Origin of the sequence: Curtobacterium sp. NPDC087082 (assembly GCF_044745045.1) — a bacterium.
Taxonomy (GTDB): domain Bacteria; phylum Actinomycetota; class Actinomycetes; order Actinomycetales; family Microbacteriaceae; genus Curtobacterium.
Map to the genome: position 1 here is coordinate 389,665 of NZ_JBIUZN010000003.1, position 16,803 is coordinate 406,467.

The 16,803-nt window shown below is 73.5% G+C and carries 19 protein-coding genes, 1 tRNA gene and 1 pseudogene; 8 read left to right on the top strand and 13 right to left on the bottom strand.

Annotated features, from left to right (window positions below; all coding sequences use genetic code 11):
• Positions 1-128: 128 nt before the first annotated feature.
• On the top strand, positions 129-959 hold the full coding sequence (locus ACIPEP_RS10890) for a helix-turn-helix transcriptional regulator (protein ID WP_175473757.1): 831 nt from the start codon (positions 129-131) through the stop codon (positions 957-959).
• On the opposite strand, the gene ACIPEP_RS10895 is transcribed toward ACIPEP_RS10890, so the two are convergent.
• The 4 genes from ACIPEP_RS10895 to ACIPEP_RS10910 all read right to left on the bottom strand — a co-directional run bounded on the left by ACIPEP_RS10895 (position 952) and on the right by ACIPEP_RS10910 (position 4,438).
• On the bottom strand, positions 952-2,229 hold the full coding sequence (locus tag ACIPEP_RS10895; protein ID WP_309889258.1) for an FAD-dependent oxidoreductase: 1,278 nt from the start codon (positions 2,227-2,229) through the stop codon (positions 952-954). The two genes, ACIPEP_RS10890 and ACIPEP_RS10895, sit on opposite strands and share 8 nt — an antisense overlap.
• Before the next feature lie 11 nt (positions 2,230-2,240).
• A complete protein-coding gene (locus ACIPEP_RS10900; RefSeq protein WP_309889256.1) occupies positions 2,241-3,014 on the bottom strand; it encodes an SDR family NAD(P)-dependent oxidoreductase in 774 nt (257 codons plus the stop codon).
• Entirely contained in the window at positions 3,011-3,520 is a 510-nt protein-coding gene (locus ACIPEP_RS10905) for a MarR family winged helix-turn-helix transcriptional regulator (RefSeq protein ID WP_402717264.1), read from the bottom strand. The genes ACIPEP_RS10900 and ACIPEP_RS10905 overlap by 4 nt, the downstream gene beginning before the upstream one ends.
• Positions 3,521-3,619: 99 nt before the next feature.
• The gene (locus tag ACIPEP_RS10910) at positions 3,620-4,438 is read right to left on the bottom strand and encodes an enoyl-CoA hydratase/isomerase family protein (RefSeq protein ID WP_309889253.1); all 819 of its coding nucleotides are present in this window, start codon (positions 4,436-4,438) and stop codon (positions 3,620-3,622) included.
• Between the two features lie 160 nt (positions 4,439-4,598).
• Here ACIPEP_RS10910 and ACIPEP_RS10915 point away from each other — a divergent pair, with 160 nt between their 5' ends.
• Positions 4,599-4,979 (top strand): ester cyclase, encoded by a 381-nt coding sequence (locus ACIPEP_RS10915; protein ID WP_071295117.1) that lies wholly within the window; start codon positions 4,599-4,601, stop codon positions 4,977-4,979.
• 10 nt (positions 4,980-4,989) lie between these two features.
• Here the strand turns inward: ACIPEP_RS10915 and ACIPEP_RS10920 are convergent.
• Positions 4,990-5,061: transfer RNA gene (locus ACIPEP_RS10920), tRNA-Gln, on the bottom strand.
• A gap of 160 nt (positions 5,062-5,221) precedes the next feature.
• On the opposite strand from ACIPEP_RS10920, the gene ACIPEP_RS10925 reads away from it, so the two are divergent.
• The 4 genes from ACIPEP_RS10925 to ACIPEP_RS10940 all read left to right on the top strand — a co-directional run bounded on the left by ACIPEP_RS10925 (position 5,222) and on the right by ACIPEP_RS10940 (position 8,558).
• The gene (locus tag ACIPEP_RS10925) at positions 5,222-6,124 is read left to right on the top strand and encodes an NADP-dependent oxidoreductase (protein WP_071295080.1); all 903 of its coding nucleotides are present in this window, start codon (positions 5,222-5,224) and stop codon (positions 6,122-6,124) included.
• A 60-nt stretch (positions 6,125-6,184) separates the two neighbouring features.
• Positions 6,185-6,679 (top strand): MarR family winged helix-turn-helix transcriptional regulator, encoded by a 495-nt coding sequence (locus ACIPEP_RS10930; RefSeq protein ID WP_402717265.1) that lies wholly within the window; start codon positions 6,185-6,187, stop codon positions 6,677-6,679.
• Between the two features lie 93 nt (positions 6,680-6,772).
• Positions 6,773-8,107, top strand: a complete 1,335-nt coding sequence (locus ACIPEP_RS10935) for a D-alanyl-D-alanine carboxypeptidase/D-alanyl-D-alanine-endopeptidase (protein ID WP_402717266.1) — start codon at positions 6,773-6,775, stop codon at positions 8,105-8,107.
• 10 nt (positions 8,108-8,117) lie between these two features.
• Positions 8,118-8,558: a VOC family protein gene (locus ACIPEP_RS10940; RefSeq protein ID WP_402717267.1), complete on the top strand. Its 441-nt coding sequence runs from the start codon at positions 8,118-8,120 to the stop codon at positions 8,556-8,558.
• Positions 8,559-8,572: 14 nt separating this feature from the next.
• Here ACIPEP_RS10940 and ACIPEP_RS10945 read toward each other — a convergent pair whose 3' ends face one another.
• The 8 genes and pseudogenes from ACIPEP_RS10945 to glp all read right to left on the bottom strand — a co-directional run bounded on the left by ACIPEP_RS10945 (position 8,573) and on the right by glp (position 14,372).
• The gene (locus ACIPEP_RS10945) at positions 8,573-9,919 is read right to left on the bottom strand and encodes an ABC-F family ATP-binding cassette domain-containing protein (RefSeq protein ID WP_402717322.1); all 1,347 of its coding nucleotides are present in this window, start codon (positions 9,917-9,919) and stop codon (positions 8,573-8,575) included.
• 56 nt (positions 9,920-9,975) lie between these two features.
• Positions 9,976-10,444, bottom strand: a pseudogene (locus ACIPEP_RS10950) (ATP-binding cassette domain-containing protein); the annotation flags it as partial.
• A 158-nt stretch (positions 10,445-10,602) separates the two neighbouring features.
• Positions 10,603-11,001 (bottom strand): PLDc N-terminal domain-containing protein, encoded by a 399-nt coding sequence (locus ACIPEP_RS10955; RefSeq protein ID WP_070416948.1) that lies wholly within the window; start codon positions 10,999-11,001, stop codon positions 10,603-10,605.
• Between the two features lie 22 nt (positions 11,002-11,023).
• The gene (locus tag ACIPEP_RS10960) at positions 11,024-11,668 is read right to left on the bottom strand and encodes a hypothetical protein (RefSeq protein WP_402717268.1); all 645 of its coding nucleotides are present in this window, start codon (positions 11,666-11,668) and stop codon (positions 11,024-11,026) included.
• 34 nt (positions 11,669-11,702) lie between these two features.
• Positions 11,703-12,146 (bottom strand): molybdenum cofactor biosynthesis protein MoaE, encoded by a 444-nt coding sequence (locus ACIPEP_RS10965; protein ID WP_402717269.1) that lies wholly within the window; start codon positions 12,144-12,146, stop codon positions 11,703-11,705.
• A complete protein-coding gene (locus tag ACIPEP_RS10970; protein WP_261645783.1) occupies positions 12,143-12,655 on the bottom strand; it encodes a molybdopterin-binding protein in 513 nt (170 codons plus the stop codon). The genes ACIPEP_RS10965 and ACIPEP_RS10970 overlap by 4 nt, the downstream gene beginning before the upstream one ends.
• A complete protein-coding gene (moaC, locus tag ACIPEP_RS10975; protein WP_402717270.1) occupies positions 12,652-13,146 on the bottom strand; it encodes a cyclic pyranopterin monophosphate synthase MoaC in 495 nt (164 codons plus the stop codon). Before moaC ends, ACIPEP_RS10970 begins: the two co-directional genes overlap by 4 nt.
• Positions 13,143-14,372 carry a gephyrin-like molybdotransferase Glp gene (glp, locus tag ACIPEP_RS10980; RefSeq protein WP_402717271.1) on the bottom strand — a complete coding sequence of 410 codons (1,230 nt, stop codon included), beginning with the start codon at positions 14,370-14,372 and terminating at the stop codon, positions 13,143-13,145. Before glp ends, moaC begins: the two co-directional genes overlap by 4 nt.
• A gap of 119 nt (positions 14,373-14,491) precedes the next feature.
• Here glp and ACIPEP_RS10985 point away from each other — a divergent pair, with 119 nt between their 5' ends.
• Together ACIPEP_RS10985 and ACIPEP_RS10990 are read left to right on the top strand one after the other, a co-directional pair.
• Positions 14,492-15,391, top strand: a complete 900-nt coding sequence (locus ACIPEP_RS10985; RefSeq protein ID WP_254789371.1) for an MTAP family purine nucleoside phosphorylase — start codon at positions 14,492-14,494, stop codon at positions 15,389-15,391.
• The gene (locus ACIPEP_RS10990) at positions 15,388-16,458 is read left to right on the top strand and encodes an NAD-dependent epimerase/dehydratase family protein (RefSeq protein WP_261645787.1); all 1,071 of its coding nucleotides are present in this window, start codon (positions 15,388-15,390) and stop codon (positions 16,456-16,458) included. Before ACIPEP_RS10985 ends, ACIPEP_RS10990 begins: the two co-directional genes overlap by 4 nt.
• Positions 16,459-16,803 lie beyond the last annotated feature (345 nt).

Consider the following 16,803-nt stretch of genomic DNA (forward strand, 5'->3'; position numbering starts at 1 on the left):
GACGGTACGGGTCCGAGCAGGCGCGAGGGTGTCCCCGTCGGGGACACCTGGCGCATCCCGGGACCGGGAATGCGACAGGATGGAGGAACCACGGCGCCGGACGCGCCGGCAGGGAGGGAGGACGGGTCGTGATCGCGACAGGGACACCGCTCGGCGACTACCTCCGAGCGCGTCGGGCGGCGACCCGCCCCGAGGACGTCGACGTACGGTCGCACACGCGCCGCCGGGTCCCGGGGCTCCGTCGCGACGAGGTCGCCGGGCTCGCGGGGATCAGCCAGGAGTACTACCTGCGGCTGGAGCAGGGTCGCGACCGCGCACCGTCCGAACAGGTCCTCCACGCGTTGGCCCGGGCACTGCGGCTCGACGATGCCGGCGTCCAGCACCTGCTGCGGCTCAGCACGGTGCAGCCGCTGGACGTGGCGGCGGCCGAGGCCGCGGTCTCGATCGAGGCGATGTCCGCCATCCTCGACTCCTGGCCGAACACACCCGCGTACATCATCAACTCCCGCCACGAGGTCGTGCTCTCGAACGCCCTCGCGCGGTGGGTGGTCCCGCTCGGGCTCGAGGTCGGCAGGAGCATCCCCGAGGTGGTCTTCACCTTCCCGGAGGTCCGAGCGCTGCCGACCTGGCCGGCGCTCGCCGACCGGACCGCACGCCGCATGCGGTTCTACGGGCACCCGTACGACCCCCGGCTCCACGAGACCGCGGCGAGGCTCGCCGAGGCGGACCCGGTGTTCCGCCGGCTCTGGGAGCGCCACGAGGTCGACCCGTACTACGACGGGGATGTCCGGCCCTCGGTCGACGGGTACGGACAGATCACGCTCCGCCACCAGACGTTCGTGGTCCCGAACACACCGGGGTACCTGCTCTGCGCGTACCACGCCGTGCCGGGGTCCGACAGCGCCGCCGCGCTCGCGGACCTCGCGGACCGCATCGCGGGCGCCGTCGCCCTCAGCTGAGCTCCGCCGATGTCCGCGACACGTCGAAGTTCTGGTCGAACAGGTCGTCGGGGTCCCACCGGGCCTTGAGGTCCCGCAGCCGCGCGAGCGTCGCCGGCGGGAACGCCTCGGCCACGGCGCTCGGTGCGTGATCGGTCTCGAAGCTCAGGTACATGCCGTCCATCCGAGGGTGCACGGACTCCCACGCGTCGTGGAACGCGTCGCCGCCCCGGACCGACACCGCAGTCACCGAGAAGTTCTGGTGCCGGTGCGCGTAGGCGGTCGCCGCCGGGTCGACGTCGTTGATCGCGCCGCCGACCGAGCGGATCTGGACCATGTCCACGCCGGCGCTGCGGAGCAACACCGCGATCCGGTCGGACAGGTCTTGGTCGAGGTGCACGGCCAGCCCGGTGTGGGTGGCAGCACGCTGCTGCCCGGTGTGCGGCGCACCGCTCGTCAGCGGTACCGCCGCGTACGGCGTCACGGCGGCCCGCTGCCCGGCCAGGCCCGGGATCCGCAGGAAGCGTTCGATCTCCGGGGCCGCCGCCTCCAGGTCGTCGCCGGCGTACACGATGGTCGCCTGCGCGAACGGCGTCGGCCCCGCCCCCAGGTAGAGGAAGGCTGACACCGGACGCGCCGCGGTCTCCACCGTCCGGCCCCAGGCTTGCAGGAACGCAGCGAGGTCGATCGGCTGGTACACCGCGGTGGTCTGCACGACGTCGGCGGTCTCCGAGGCCTCGAAGTCGAACGCCGTGACGATCCCGAAGTTCGCGCCGGCGCCACGGATCGCCCAGAACAGGTCTGGTTCCTCGTCGCCGGAGACGCGCCGTGCGGTCCCGTCCGCCGTGACGATCTCCGCGCCTCGCAGGCGGTCGATGGTGAGGCCGTGCGCACGGCCCATCAGGCCGATGCCACCGGTCGTGGCGAGGCCGCCGACCCCGACGTCACCGGAATCGCCGGAGCTGATCGCGAGGCCGTGCGGGGCGAGCGCCCACGCCACGGCGCCCCAGCGCGCGCCGGGCCCGACGCGGACCGACCGGCCTCCCCGGGGCTCGACGGACGCGAGGGCACGGAGGTCGATCACGTCGCCACCGGTGTTGGTGGCGATGCTGCTGATGCCGTGCCCGCCGCTGCGCACCGCGAACGGGCGCCCCGACGCGCGCACGATCGCGAGCGCCTCGGCGACCTCGGTCGTCGTGCGCGGGAGCAGGATCGATCCCGGTCGGCCGGTGCTCGAGTAGACGTGCTGCAGTGCGGCGTACCCGGTGTCGCTGGGTCGGACGATGTCCATGGTTCCTCGGTTCAGCGCACGGTGGACCCGGGACGCGGGCCCTCGGCTCGATCGGTGAAGTACTGCAGGGCGGTGCGGGCGAGCGGGCTGCTCCCGGCGACCAGGTGCGCGACGTGGTCGCCGACCTGGGTCGCGTCGATCCACCGCGGGTCGTCGATCCCGGCGGCCTGCCGGGCGCGGGTCCGGACCACCCCGAGCACGAGCTGCGCGACGCGTGGACCGCGTCCGCCGAGCTCGGCGTCCAGCGTCAGGGAGAGGGACTTCGTCGCCGCGGCGCTCAGCGCGACCCCGGCACTCCCGGGGAACGGGATGTCCGCGCTCATGCCGTTCAACTGCATGAGCACTCCGGTCCCGGTGATCCGCGGCAGGAACGCCCGGAAGACCCGGAAGACACTCGTCAGGTTGCCGTCCAGCAGGCGCTGCCACTCGTCGTCGTCGAGCGCCAGCGCCGGCTTCCGGCCCTGGTCGCCCCAGGATGCGAGCGACACGACCACGCCGTCGAACGCCCCGAACTCCTGCGCCATCGCGGTCACGTCGTCGTCCAGCCCGGGGTTCATCGCGTCGAGCACCCTCGTGTGCAGGGTGCCGGGGAGCCCGGCCGTCGCGAGCCGTGCCGCGACGGCATCGAGTCGCGCGCCGTCCCGTCCGGTCGCGATCACGGTCGCGCCCGCGGCGAGCACCGACCGGACCACGCCCTCCCCCACGCCGCCGCTGCCGCCGACCACGACGACCGTCCGTCCTGTCAGGTCCGCAGTGGGTGTCGTCCATGTGTCGATGGTGCTCATCGTCCGTGCTCCTCGTGTTCGTCTGCTTCCGGACGTCCGTCGTCCGGTCCGTCGCCGTCCAATCGGCGCATGTGCTCCTCGAGCGCGCGCAGTGCGCCGTCGAGCCCTGCCAGTGCTGCGTCGTCGAGCGCGTCGCCGAACCACGTCGCCGCAGCACGGAGGTGCGACCCGACGGCGGCCCGGTGGGCGGACCGCCCGGAGTCGGTGATCACGATCGACGATCCGCGCGCGTCCCGGAGGCCTCCGCGCCGTTCGACCAGTCCTCGTCGCTCGAGCCGGCGCAGCTGGTGGGCGAGGCGACTGGAGTCCCAGCCGATCGCCGCGGCGCACGTCGTCGGCCGGGCGTCGCCGCCCATGTCGACCAGGTGCGCGAGCACCGTGAACTCCGCCTCCGACAGGTCGGCTCCGTTGCGCAGGTCGGCGCCGACACGGCGGCGCAGCCGCTCCGTCACCACCTGGAGCCGTTGCCACGTGGCCAGTTGTCGCTCGCTCAGTCGCTGTTGCACAGCGGTTACAACTACCTGACGCGTCAGGTATTCCCGTCACGACCGCAGATCGGACGGGAGGCGCGGGTCGGGCCCGCACCGCGCCTCCCGTCCGCCGTCTCACGCGTCGGCGACCCGACGTCGAGCGGCCGCTCCGATGAACTCACCGAGTTCGAGTTCCAGGGCGAGCAGCTGGTCGTCGTCGAGACGCGCAGCACCGGCCGCCGCCCGTGCGCGGTACGACGGGCTCGCCATGCGTTCCTCGAAGGTGCGGTAGGCGGACTCGAGGTCGGCCTTCGGCGGGAGGGTGGCACGGTTGACCATCGCCTTCGCGGTCGCGAGCGCGTCGCCGTCGAAGGAAGCGAGGCGCCCGATGACGCCGGCCACGTACTCGTCGAGCTGGTCGTCGTCGAGCGCACGCGTCACCCACCCCCAGCGCTCGGCGGTGTCTGCGTCGTAGTCCGCGCTGGTCAGGATGACCTCCAGCGCGCGGTCACGTCCGATCTGACGGGGTAGCCGCTCCGTCCCGCCACCACCAGGGACGACCGCCGTGCCGACCTCGGGCTGTCCGAAGCGGGCGCGCTGCCGGCTCGCGTACCGCAGATCCAGTGCGAGCGCGAGCTCGTTGCCGCCGCCGCGCGTGCGCCCACGGATCACCGCGACCGTGATGTACCGGGCCTCCGACAGCGCGACGACGAGATCGAGCCAGGCCGCACCTCCGGGGAAGTCGTCGATCCGCGCGAGGTCGAAGTGGTTGAGGAAGAAGTCGTCGGTGCTGCTCTCGAAGACGAGCACCTTGAGGTCCGAGTCGCCCGCGAGCCCCGCGACGACGTCGGCCAGGCCGTGAACGGTCGCCCCCGTCATCAGGCCGACGGGTGGATCGGAGACGACCACGCGTCCGACCTCGGGTGACTCGCGGGTGAACTGCACAGCGGGCATCGGATCTCCGTTCGGTTGGTGCCAGCGACCGTACGGAGGCGACGGCCCGGGAGCGTGTCCCGGTCGGGGGCAGGCTGCCGGGCCGCGCGACCGGCGAAGATCTGGTCAGCGGAACGCAGAGGGCGCACCGCGGAGAGGCGCACCGCGGAGAGGAACACCCATGTCGACCGCCGAGAACACCGAGACCGTCGTGGGCTTCTACACGCAGTCGTTCAACGACGGCGAGCCCGAGGCCGCGGCATCGCGCGCCCTCGGCACGAGCTACGTGCAGCACAACCCCTCGGCCCCTGACGGTGCGGAGGCATTCATCGCCTACGTGCACTCCATGCGCACACGGTTCCCCGGACTCCACGTGGACGTCAAGCGGACCGTCGCCGAGGGCGACCTCGTCGTCACCCACAGTGCGTTCCACCTCGCACCGGGCGACCGCGGCATGGCCGTCGCGGACTTGTGGCGACTCGAGGACGGACGCATCGTCGAGCACTGGGACGTGATGCAGCAGGTACCGGAGCAAGCGGCCAACGCGAACACGATGTTCTGATCGAGCCGAGCTCCGCCTCCAGGATTCGAACCCGGACCTAACGGCACCAAAGGCCGTCGTGCTGCCATTACACCAAGGCGGAACGCGCACGGAGGCGCCCGGCCATCCTCCCACGACCGACGAGTCCGACGGCGCACTCCCGGGCAGGGTGTCCGCGCCATGGACACGCTCGGCCTCCCGAGAACTGCCTACGGTGCAGGGACGGGGAAGCAGTCCTCGCCGGCCACAGGAACGGAAGCACCATGTCGAACGCGATCGTGATCTCAGCCTTCGGAGGTCCGGAGGTCCTGCAGTGGCGCTCAGTGCAGCCGCCGGTGGTCCGGCCGGGCGAGGTCCTCCTCCGTGTCCGGACGGCGGCGGTCGGCCCGACCGACCTGCACATCCGCGCCGGCAACCTCACGTCGGTCTTCCCGCAGCGCCCCGGCGACGTCCTGGGATTCGAGGCGGCCGGTGTCGTGGAGGAGGTCGGAGCCGGGGCCGATGCGCGCGTCGGGGACGAGGTCGCCGCGCTGTTGCCGGCCCAGGGCGGGTACGGCGAGCTCGTCGCCACCCCGGTCTGGTACCCGAAGCCCGCTTCGGTGCCGTGGGACGCCGCGGCCGCCTTGCCCGCCTCGGCCGACGCCGCCGTCGGCACGATGCGCGCCGTCGGGATCGAGCCCGGAGGGACGCTCGTCGTGCTCGGTGCCGCCGGCGCGGTCGGGAGCATGGTCGTGCAACTGGCGCGGACCCGGGGCATCCGGGTGATCGGCGTCGCGAGGGAACACGACGCCGCGCTCGTCCGCGACCTCGGCGGCGAGTTCGTCGCGTCCGGTCCCGGTGTCTTCGACCACGTCGACACGACGGTGGACGCGGTCATCGACGCGGCCGGTCGCGGCGGCCTGGCCGAGGCGGTGTCCGTGGTCGGTGACCCCGGCAGGGTCGTCACCCTCGTCGGGGGCCCGGAGGTCGCCTCGTCCGGAGCGCTCCTGTCCCACCCGAGCCCCGACCGTGCGCCGGACGCGCTGGCGGTCACGATGCCGTTGCTCGCGTCCGGAGCGCTCCGCCTCAAGCGACGCCTGACGCTGCCGGTCCGGGAAGCCCGCGAGGCGCACCGGCTCCTCGAGTCGGGCGAGACCCGGGACAAGATCGTGCTCGCGTTCGACTGATCCCCGGGCACGGGCCGCGGCGGCTGGCCGTGTAGCCCCTGCTTCCGCCAAGATGGTGGGATGCCGCAGGAGGACGAGGTCGACCGCATCGTCGCGGCGTGGGGTCGCGAGCGCGCCGACCTGGACTTCGGCCCGCTCGAGGTCCTGTCCCGCGTCGACCGGCTCGCCCGACACCTCGACCGTGCACGGCGTGCGGCGTTCGACGCGAGCGACGTCGAGCCGTGGGAGTTCGACGTCCTGTCGGCACTGCGGCGGGCGGGTGAGCCGTACGAGCTGAGCCCGAAGACGCTCCTCCAGCAGACGCTCGTGTCGAGCGGCACGATGACGAACCGGGTGGACCGGTTGGCTGCCCGCGGGCTCGTCGCGCGTCGGACCGACCCGAAGGACGGCCGGGGCATCCTCGTGTCGTTGACCGCCGAGGGGCGCGCAGCGGTGGACGCCGCGATCGCGGACCTGCTGGCCGCCGAGCGGGCCATCCTCGCGGGGGTGTCCGACACCGAGCAGGACCAGCTGTCGGGGTTGCTCCGACGCCTCATCCTCGGGCTCGGCGACTGACCCGACCGCCGAGCAGCTTCATCCGTTCGGCCGAGTCCAGGGGCCGGGCTTCGGTCGTCGGGTCGATGTGCGACGAAGCCGGCTCCGGCGACGATGATCGACGTGCCCAGACTCCGCGCCCTCATCCGTCGCCGCCGCTCCACCCTGCTCTTCGTGCTGGTGCTCCTGCTGCTGGCGGCGGGCATCACGGCCACGACCTCGGCCATCGGTGCGCAGCGCCAGGCGAAGGCGGCGGGCGAGCTCTGCACCGCGGACGACCTCGCCGCCCGCTGGCACCACGGTGCGCTGTTCCTCGACGCGCGATCGGCCCGGACGGGGAAGACGGTCCTGACGCACCGGGGTGACGAGCCGACGCAGACCGGCAGCACGATGAAGGTCGTCACGGCAGCCGCGGCGGTGTCCGCGCTGGGACCCGACCACCGGTTCACGACCCGGGTCGTCGCCGGCACCGATCCGGGCGCGGTCGTGCTGGTCGGCGGCGGTGACCCGACCCTGAGCCGACTGCCGTCCGGTCAGGACAGCGTCTACCCGCACGCACCGCACCTCGACGACCTCGCGCGGCAGGTGCTCGAGGCTCGTGCAAGGCAGCCGGTGAGCTCGGTGCAGGTCGACACCAGCCTGTTCGACGGGCCGGCGTGGCACCCGAGCTGGCCGGAGAGCGCTCGGACCAGCGGCAGCGTCTCGAACGTCACGTCGCTCATGGTCGACGGTGACCGCGACGACCCGACCGAGTCGTACTCGCTGCGGAGCGCCGGGGCGGTCGCGCGCGCTGCGACGGCGTTCGCGGCACTCCTCGGGCCGGACGTCCGGGTGGACACGACCTCGGTGCCGGTGCCGTCCGGCGCGCAGGTGCTCGGGACCGTGCGGTCGGCGACGGTGTCGGAACTGGTCGGGATGCTGCTCACGGACTCCGACGACACCCTCGCCGAGGTGCTCGCCCGCCACGTCGCCATCGCCGAGGGTGCCGGCCGCTCCTTCGACGCCGTGCAGGCCGGGAGCACGAAGGCCCTGGTGCGCTACGGGGTACCGACCGAAGGGCTGCGCCTCGTCGACGGCTCGGGCCTCAGCCCGGACAACCGGGTACCCGCCTCGGCGCTCACCACGCTGATGCGCGCCGTCGCTGCGAAGCAGGACGGCCTCGGCCCGGTCGACGCCGGACTCGCGGTCGCGGGACGGACGGGCACGCTCGGCGACGACGGCCGCTTCACCGGCGCCGCAGCGGACGCCCGCGGGCACGTCCGCGGCAAGACCGGGACGCTCGACGACATGTACGGCCTGACCGGGGTGACCGACGAGGTCGGCGGGGACCGCATCGTGTTCACGGTCTTCGCCGAGGGCACGAGCGACCCCGGTGCCCGGAAGGAGATCGACGCCCTGGCAGCGGCGTTGTGGCGGTGCGGCGGACACGCTCCGGCGCTGCGGGGGTAGCCTCCGGCCCATGCACGCGATCACCCTGGCCGTCGCCGACGTCGCACGCTCGGCGGAGTTCTACCGCGCCCTGCTCGGGATCGACGGCAGCGGGGTGATCGGCACCGAGTACCCCGCGACCGACACCGAGGCGGGCGGCACCACGGCGATGTTCACGCTCGACGACGGACTCATCGTCAGCGTGTACGGCCGCGACGACATGGCGAAGGACTCCGGGGTCGGCCTCGCGACCGCGCCGAGCAGCACGATCGGGCACTTCGTGGACAGCCAGGCCGACGCCGAGGCGTTCCTCGACCGCGCGCGGGCCGCCGGTGCGACGATGCTCGCGCCGCCGTACACGCGGCCGTGGGGCATGTGGTCCGGCTTCTTCCAGGACCCCGACGGGCACCTGTGGGAGGTCGTCGCGAACCCCGGCGGCGGGGCCCCCGAGGACGCGAAGCCAGCCGAGTAGGCCCCGGAGACCGCTCAGACCCCGAGCTGCTCCGCGACCTCGAGCCAGCGCTCCTCGAGCTGCTCGACCTCGGATTCCAGAGCGGCCAGGCGAGACTGCAGCTCCCCGAGACCCGCGTAGTCCGACTGGTCGTGCGTCGCGAACTGGTCGAGCAGCTGCTTCCGGTCGGCACCGACCTTCGCGATCTTGCGGTCGAGCGCCGACATCTCCTTCTCGGCCGTCCGCCGCTCCGCACCTGACAAGCCCGAGGCGGTCCCGGCCGACGCGCCGGGACCGGCCGTGGCGGTGGACCCGGCCACAGCACCGGCCGAGCCGGTCCCGCCAGCCGTGTCGGGCCTCCCGGCAGACGCGGCGGCAGCCGCTGACGCGGTCCCGCCACCGGTGCCGGCCGCACGGAGCCGCATGTACTCGTCGACGCCGCCGGGCAGGTGCCGCAGGTGCCCGCCGAGCACGGCGTACTGCTGGTCGGTCACGCGCTCGAGCAGGTACCGGTCGTGGCTCACGACGAGGAGGGTGCCGGGCCAGGTGTCGAGCAGGTCCTCCATGGCGGCGAGCATGTCGGTGTCGAGGTCGTTCGTGGGCTCGTCGAGGATCAGGACGTTCGGCTCGTCGAGCAGGATGAGCATGAGCTGCAGGCGGCGCTTCTGGCCACCGCTGAGGTCCTTCACCGGCGTGGAGAGCTGCGCCGAGGTGAATCCGAGCCGCTCGAGCAGCTGGGACGGCGTCATCTCCTTGCCGTCGGCGACGTAGCTCGTCTTCTTGCGGGCGACGACCTCGCGGACGCGGTCGTCGGCGAACTGCGCGAGATCGGCGAGCTGCTGGTCGAGGACGGCGACCTGCACGGTCTTGCCGGTCTTGACGCGGCCGCTCGTGGGCTGCAGGCGCCCGGACACGAGGCTCAGCAGGGTCGACTTGCCGGCACCGTTCGGGCCGAGGATGCCGGTGCGCTCCCCCGGCGCGATCCGCCACTCGATGCGGTCGAGGATCTCGGTGCCGTCGAACGAGACGCTCACGTCGAGCAGGTCGACGACGTCCTTGCCGAGGCGCGCGGTCGCGGTCTTCGCGAGGGCAACCGTGTCGCGGATCGGCGGCACGTCGTCGATGAGGGCGTTCGCCGCGTCGATGCGGAACTTCGGCTTGCTCGTGCGGGCCGGGGCGCCGCGGCGGAGCCACGCGAGCTCCTTGCGGGCCAGGTTCTGCCGACGCTGCTCGCTCGCGGCGGCCTGCCGGTCACGCTCGACGCGCTGGAGGATGTACGCCGCGTAGCCGCCCTCGAACGGGTCGACGACGCCGTCGTGGACCTCCCACGTGTCGGTCGACACCGCGTCGAGGAACCACCGGTCGTGCGTCACGACCACCATGCCGCCCTGGTTCGCGGACCACCGGCGGTTGATGTGCTCGGCGAGCCACTGGATGCCCTCGACGTCGAGGTGGTTCGTGGGCTCGTCGAGGAACAGGACGTCCCAGTCGCCGACGAGCAGGCGCGCGAGGGCGACACGGCGGCGCTGGCCACCGCTCAGCTCGTCCACCGACACGTCCCACGGGATGTCCGACACGAGGCCGCCGATGATGTCGCGGATCTTCGGGTCGCCGGCCCACTCGTGCTCGGCGAGGTCGCCCACGACGACGGTGCCGACCGTCTCGCCCGCAGGCAGGATGTCGCGCTGGTCGAGGTACCCGACGGTCAGGCCGCGGCGGTGCGTGACGCGGCCGCCGTCCGGTTCGAGGCGCTGGGACAGCAGGGCGAGGAGGGTCGACTTGCCGTCGCCGTTCCGGCCGACGACGCCGATGCGGTCGCCCTCGTCGATGCCGAGGGTGACGTTGTCGAAGACGACCTTGGTGGGGAACTCGAGATGCAGGTTCTCGGCGCCGAGGAGATGAGCCACCCGTCAAGGGTAGGCGGCGTGGCCGGGTGGTCGGTGCGGGGGGGCGTTCCGCAGTGTGCGAGGTTCCGCGCTCCGTGGGACGGGCTGCGGATCGCACGGCGGGCGGGACCTCGCACCGTGCGTCCGTCAGGGGTGCGGCGCGGGTCGGGAGGCGCGGGTCACGTCCCGGTGGTCGGCTCACCCTCGCCGGCGGCTTCCTTCGCCCGCTTGAGGCGCGCCTGCGCCTCCCAGTACTCGATCTCGCGCTCGAGCTCGGCGAGCTCCTGCTCCGTGCCGCTCACCCGCTTGTCGCCGTGGGCGTTGCGGGCATCGCCGAGCGTGGCGTACCGGTCTTCGTGGCGAGCCGGCTCGAGGTACCGGCCGTGGTTCCGCTCGCCCGGCGCCCAGTCGTGTCCGACGGCGAACCAGACGATGCTGCCGACGACGGGGACGAGGACCACGAGGAGCACCCAGGCGAACTTGGGCAGCCCACGGATCTGGTCGTCGGTCTTCGTCAGGATGTCGATCAGGGCGAAGACCAGCAGGACCACGCCGGCCCCGTACAACAGCACGCTCATGGTCTCGGATTCTATGGATCGGCTAGGAACCGGCGCTACGCCCCGAACGCGTGCCGCAGTTGCGATCCGGCAACGGTCCGCTGCGGGGATCCACAGGGTCGCCGGCGAGGTACCGACGCGCGACGACGACGTCGCGGAACCCGAACCCGACCGCGACGGCGGCGGCGATCGCGGCGGCGAGGTAGAGCGGCCAGAAGAAGATGTTCGAGACCGCGACCGAGGTCAGGAGCACGAGCCCGCCGCCGGTGGACAGCAGGGCGCGGCCGCTGCTCGACTGCACCGCGGTCGCGCGCACCACGTCCAGCCGTTCGTCGGGAGCGTCCACACGTCCCCGGATCGCCCGGTCGACGGCGTGCCGCTCACGGCCGGACAGCGACCGGGTCACGGGGAGTCGCTCGAGGTGTCGGCTCGATCGGAACGTCCGGCTCGAGTCGAGGATGACGACCGCGAAGCCGACGCCGACGCCGACGGTCGCCGCCACCCAGCGTCCGTCTGAGTCCGGTGCGAACACGAGTGCAGCGGCGATCAGCGCGAGGACCGCTGCTGCGAACGCGACGGTCAGCGTGGCGATGGGCAGGCGTCGCGGCGGCTGCGCGTCGAGCACGAGCCGTGCGCGTTCCTCGGCCAGCGCCCACCGGGACGCGGCCCGTGCTGCGGTGTCGGTCATCGCCCCCGATGCAACCAGATCGACTGAGGATCTGTCAGAGGGCGGCGACCCACTCGTCAGAGCCGTCGGTGAACCGCTGGTGCTTCCAGATCGGCACCCGCTCCTTCACGAGGTCGACGAGCGCACCGCAGGCAGCGAACGCCTCGGCCCGGTGCGGGGACGACACGGCTGCGGCAAGCGCCACGTCCCCGATGCCGAGCGCGCCCACGCGGTGCAGCACGGCGATGCGGACCTCGGGGTGGGCGTCGGCGATGGTCCGGGCCACCTCGGCGATGACCTCGCCGGCGCTCGGGTGCCGTTCGTACTCGAGCGCGGTCACGCCCTTGCCGCCGTCGTGGTCGCGGACGACCCCGGCGAAGGTGACGACGGCGCCGTCCTGGTCGGTGGCGACGACGGCCGAGACCTCGTCGACGGTGATCCAGCGGTCCACGACGTCCGCCACCACGACCCGGTCGCCGACCGTCGCAGCGTCCGTCACGAGGCGCTCCGCGGGGCGTGGCCCTCGCCCGAGACCTGGGCGAGGACGTGGTCGAGCAGGCCGTCGAGGACCGCGAGTCCGTCGGCGACACCGCCGCGGGACCCGGGGAGCGTGACGATGAGGGTGCCGCCGCCGGCGATCCCCGCGATGCCACGACTGAGCAACGCGGTCGGTCCTGCTCCGGCGAGTCCGCGGCGCCGGATCTCCTCGGTGATGCCCGGGAGCTCGAGGTCGATGAGCGGTGCGATCGCCTCGGGCGTGCGGTCGGTCGGGGTGACGCCGGTCCCGCCCGTGGTGATCACGACCCGGGCGTCCGACAGGAGCTCGGCGGAGACCGTCTCGGCGATCGGGCCGCCGTCGGGCACGATGACCGGCTCGGCCACGGTGAAGGCTCGCTCGCGGAGCCAGCCCGCGATGACGGGACCGGTCCGGTCGAGCGCGGGGTCGACGGACGCCTGGGTCGACACCACCACGACGGCCGCCCGGCCCTTGGTCGGCTGCGAGGTCATCGGTTGCTCCAGTCCCCCGAGCGTCCGCCGTGCTTCTCGAGTACCCGGACGTCCGTGATCGTGGCCGTGCGGTCGACGGCCTTCACCATGTCGTACACGGTCAGGGCCGCGACGCTCGCGCCGGTCAGCGCTTCCATCTCGACGCCGGTCCGTGAGGTCGTCCGCACGGACACCTCGACGAGGACGCGGTCGTCGTCGCCGGTGATGTCGACCTCGACCCCGGCGATCGGCAGCGGGTGGCAGAGCGGGATGAGGTCGGAGGTCTTCTTCACCGCCATGATCGCGGCGATGCGGGCGGTGCCGATCACCTCGCCCTTGGGCAGCGAGCCGTCGAGGATGCGGGCGACGACGTCGGGGCGGGTGACGAGGGTCGCGGTCGCGGTGGCGGACCGCGCGGTGACGTCCTTCTCGGAGACGTCGACCATGTGGGCGGTGCCGTCGGCGCGGACGTGCGAGAGTTCGTCGACGCCAGGCAGAGTCGGGTCGGTCATCGGAGGCTCCAGACGGTCAGCGGGTCACCGGGCGCCACGGTAGCGGTGCCGATCGGGACGTGGACGAGGTGCGTGGCGGTGGCGTAGTGCGCGAGCAGGTGCGAGCTGGGACCCCCGACGAAGTGCACGCGGCCGTCCTCGACCCGGCCGCGCCGGACCTGGTGCTTGCCCTCCGGCGAGGTCGCGGTGTCCGCAGCGGGCAGCACCGCGGCGACGCGGTCGTCGGGGATCCCGGCGTCCGCCGCCAGGAGCGGGCGGAGGAAGACCTCGAACGAGACGAGGGCCGACACGGGGTTGCCGGGGAAGGACACCACGGGGACCGGACGCCCGGCGAGTTCGACGGTGCCGAACGCCTGCGGGCCGCCGGGCTGCATCGCGACGGGGGTGACGGCGAGACCCCGCGGTTCGAGGGCCTGCCGCACGACCTCGTACGCCCCGGCGCTGATGCCACCCGTGGTGAGCACGAGGTCGGCCCAGTCCCCCACCGCATCGTCGAGGGCCGCGACGAAGGTCGATTCGTCGTCCGGCACCCGCACCGACCGCGAGGCCACTCCGACCTCGGCGAGCGCCGCCCGCAGTGCGATCCCGTTGGCGTCGCCGATCGTGGCGTCACCGGCGCCCTGGAGTTCGGAGCCGGTGGACACGACGAGGACCCGGAGCTGCCGGACGACGTCGACCGTCGAGACCCCGGCCGCGGCGAGCGTCCCGAGCACCGCGGGTGTCACGGCAGCACCGGCAGGAGCCAGTTCGCCCCCGCTCGGCAGGTCGGTGCCCGTCGCCCGGACGAAGGTCCCGGGGGCGAGGTCGTCCGGCACCCTGACATCGGCGAGGGCCAGCGCCGCGGGGAACGCCCCGGGGTCGGTGGCCTCGACCGGGAACACCGCGTCGGCGCCGAGCGGGATGCGCGCCCCCGTCATGATCGGCGCAGCGGTCCCGGGGTCCAGCGCCGGTGGCATCGTCCCCGCCGGGATCGGGGCGACCACCCGCAGCACGCGACCGGCGTCGGCGGCACGGACGGCGAAGCCGTCCATCTGGCTGTTGTCGAACGGTGGGAGCGGCACGGGTGCGACGACGGCACGTGCGAGCACGCGGTGCCCCCGTCCGCCGCCGGCACCGGTGGCGAGGTCGTCGATGTCCCGCGCCTCCGGGACCGCGGAGCGCCTGGCGGACAGGACCGGCGCGACCAGGGCCGCGATCTCGTCGCGGTGCTGACCGATCGTTCGCACGTGCGCCTCCGAACAGGTGAGAAGTGTGCCCGCTCCCGGTCCGGCCGGGGGTGGTCCCAGTAGCGTAACGAGCGCGCAGAACGCGCCGAGGACCATTCGGAGGACCTGTGGAGAACGACGTGACCACGACCGGGGCTGTGGACGAGACGCGCATCGGGGTGATCGGCGGTTCGGGCCTCTACGAGCTGTTCGAACCCGGCACCGCGGACGAGATCGACGTCGACACTCCGTTCGGCGCCACGTCGAGCCCGATCAGCATCGGCACGATGGCCGGCAAGCGCGTCGCGTTCCTCACCCGGCACGGTCGCGCGCACTCCGTCGCCCCGCACCGCATCAACCACCGCGCGAACCTGTGGGCGCTGCGGTCGCTCGGGGTCCGCGCCGTGGTGTCGTCGAGCGCCGTCGGCGGGCTGCACCCCGACTACGCCCCGGGGACCTTCGTCGTGACCGACCAGCTCATCGACCGCACGTGGGGCCGCGCGGACACGTTCTTCGAGGACGCCGTGCAGCACCTCTCCTTCGCAGACCCGTTCGACCCGGTGCTCCGACGCGTCGCGATCGGTGCGATCGAGCGCCTCGACGTGCCGTTCCGCCCGACGGGCACGTGCGTGGTGATCCAGGGGCCGCGGTTCTCGACGCGTGCGGAGTCCGTCTGGATGCGCGAGGCCGGCGGCCACACGATCAACATGACGATGACGCCGGAGGTGCCCCTCGCGGCCGAGCTCGGCATCGGGACGGTGAACCTCTCGTTCGTGACCGACGCCGATGCCGGCCTGGCCCCGTCCGAGGCCGAGGCGGAAGCGCAGGCAGCCGCCGGAACCGGCGAGGCCCCGGTCACGCACGGCATGGTGATGGAGCGCCTGGCCCGCGCGAACGAGGTGATCGTCCGCGCGATCGGCTCGATCGTGGCGGCGATCCCGGACGACTACACCCCGCGCGAGCTCGTCCCGGCCGAGGCGAGCGCGAGCGCCATGACGAGCGCACGGCCCGCAGCAGCGACCACGGGAGCCACCGCGTGACCCGCCTGCTCGTCACCGGCGGCGCCGGCTTCATCGGCTCCGCCATCGTCCGCCGCGCCCGGGCCGAGGGCCACGAGGTGCGCGTGCTCGACTCCCTCCGCGACGACGTGCACGGCGACCCCGCCGAGGTCGTCACCGCCCACCAGCAGCAGGGCATCGAGTTCGTGCACGGCGACGTCCGCGACCGGGTCGCCCTCGACGCGGCCCTCGACGGTGTGGACGTGGTGTGCCACCAGGCCGCCAAGGTCGGCCTCGGCGTCGACTTCCAGGACGCCCCGGACTACGTCTCGACGAACGACGCGGGCACGGCCCACGTGCTCGCCGGCATGGACCGCCACGGCATCGGCCGGCTCGTGGTCGCGAGCTCGATGGTCGTCTACGGCGAGGGGGCGTACACGACCGCCGCCGGCGAGCCCGTGCGCCCGCCTGCCCGTCGCCGGGCCGACCTCGACGCTGGTGAGTTCGACCCGATCGGGCCGGACGGCACGCCGCTCCTGCCGGGCCTGATCGACGAGTCCGCCGCGCTCGACCCCCGCAACGTGTACGCGCAGACGAAGGTCGCGCAGGAGCACCTCGCGTCGTCGTGGGCCCGTGCCACCGGAGGCCGCGCGATCGCCCTGCGGTACCACAACGTCTACGGGCCGGGCATGCCCGCGAACACGCCGTACGCCGGCGTCGCCTCGCTGTTCCGCTCGGCGCTCGCACGCGGCGAGGCCCCCCGCGTCTTCGAGGACGGCCGCCAGCGTCGGGACTTCGTGCACGTGGACGACGTCGCCGGCGCGAACGCCGCGTCGATCGCCGCGACGGCGGAGCTCCCGGCGGAGACCTTCCGTGCGTACAACGTCGGCTCCGGCGTCGTGCACACCATCGGCGAGATGGCGGCCGCGATCGCCGGTCCCGAGGGGCCGCGACCGGTCGTCACGGGCGAGTACCGCCTCGGGGACGTCCGGCACGTGACGGCGTCGTCGGACCGGATCGCCGCCGAGCTCGGGTGGCGTGCCGAGGTCGACTTCGAGCGCGGCATGCGGGAGTTCGCGACGGCGCCGCTGCGCGCCGCGGTGCAGTAGGCCGCGCCCCCGCCAGCAGGCGAGCGGGCGGAATGCGTCGCCCGGGCTGAGCGGTCGAGCGGGCACGACTCGCCGCTCGCGTTCGGCGAGCGGGCGGAACCGGCCGCACAGCGGCCGCGAACGCGACGTTTCGTGCCCACTCGGCGAGCAAGCGGGCAGGCGGGCAGGCGGGCAGGCAGGCACGCGGGCCAGCGGGCAGGAGCGCGACCGCCTGGAGGCGGGGGGGGGGGGGCCCCCCCAACCCCCCCCCCCCCCCCCCCCCCCCCCCCCCCCCCGCCCCCCGCGCCCCCCCCCCCCCCCCCGCCCCCCCCCCCCGCCGCCCCCCCCCCGCCCGCCGCCAAGGAG

What these genes read in the sequence shown, in the direction of transcription:
- ACIPEP_RS10945 (WP_402717322.1), bottom strand. Translation starts at nt 9,919, where the DNA reads ATGGTGGTCGTGACGCACGACCGGTGGTTCCTCGACGCGGTGTCGACC.
- moaC (WP_402717270.1), bottom strand. Translation starts at nt 13,146, where the DNA reads ATGACCGACCCGACTCTGCCTGGCGTCGACGAACTCTCGCACGTCCGC.
- ACIPEP_RS10960 (WP_402717268.1), bottom strand. Translation starts at nt 11,668, where the DNA reads ATGACCGACACCGCAGCACGGGCCGCGTCCCGGTGGGCGCTGGCCGAG.
- ACIPEP_RS10955 (WP_070416948.1), bottom strand. Translation starts at nt 11,001, where the DNA reads ATGAGCGTGCTGTTGTACGGGGCCGGCGTGGTCCTGCTGGTCTTCGCC.
- ACIPEP_RS10910 (WP_309889253.1), bottom strand. Translation starts at nt 4,438, where the DNA reads ATGCCCGCTGTGCAGTTCACCCGCGAGTCACCCGAGGTCGGACGCGTG.
- ACIPEP_RS10895 (WP_309889258.1), bottom strand. Translation starts at nt 2,229, where the DNA reads ATGGACATCGTCCGACCCAGCGACACCGGGTACGCCGCACTGCAGCAC.
- ACIPEP_RS10900 (WP_309889256.1), bottom strand. Translation starts at nt 3,014, where the DNA reads ATGAGCACCATCGACACATGGACGACACCCACTGCGGACCTGACAGGA.
- ACIPEP_RS10940 (WP_402717267.1), top strand. Translation starts at nt 8,118, where the DNA reads ATGCACGCGATCACCCTGGCCGTCGCCGACGTCGCACGCTCGGCGGAG.
- ACIPEP_RS10935 (WP_402717266.1), top strand. Translation starts at nt 6,773, where the DNA reads ATGATCGACGTGCCCAGACTCCGCGCCCTCATCCGTCGCCGCCGCTCC.
- ACIPEP_RS10930 (WP_402717265.1), top strand. Translation starts at nt 6,185, where the DNA reads ATGCCGCAGGAGGACGAGGTCGACCGCATCGTCGCGGCGTGGGGTCGC.
- ACIPEP_RS10925 (WP_071295080.1), top strand. Translation starts at nt 5,222, where the DNA reads ATGTCGAACGCGATCGTGATCTCAGCCTTCGGAGGTCCGGAGGTCCTG.
- ACIPEP_RS10970 (WP_261645783.1), bottom strand. Translation starts at nt 12,655, where the DNA reads ATGACCTCGCAGCCGACCAAGGGCCGGGCGGCCGTCGTGGTGGTGTCG.
- ACIPEP_RS10915 (WP_071295117.1), top strand. Translation starts at nt 4,599, where the DNA reads ATGTCGACCGCCGAGAACACCGAGACCGTCGTGGGCTTCTACACGCAG.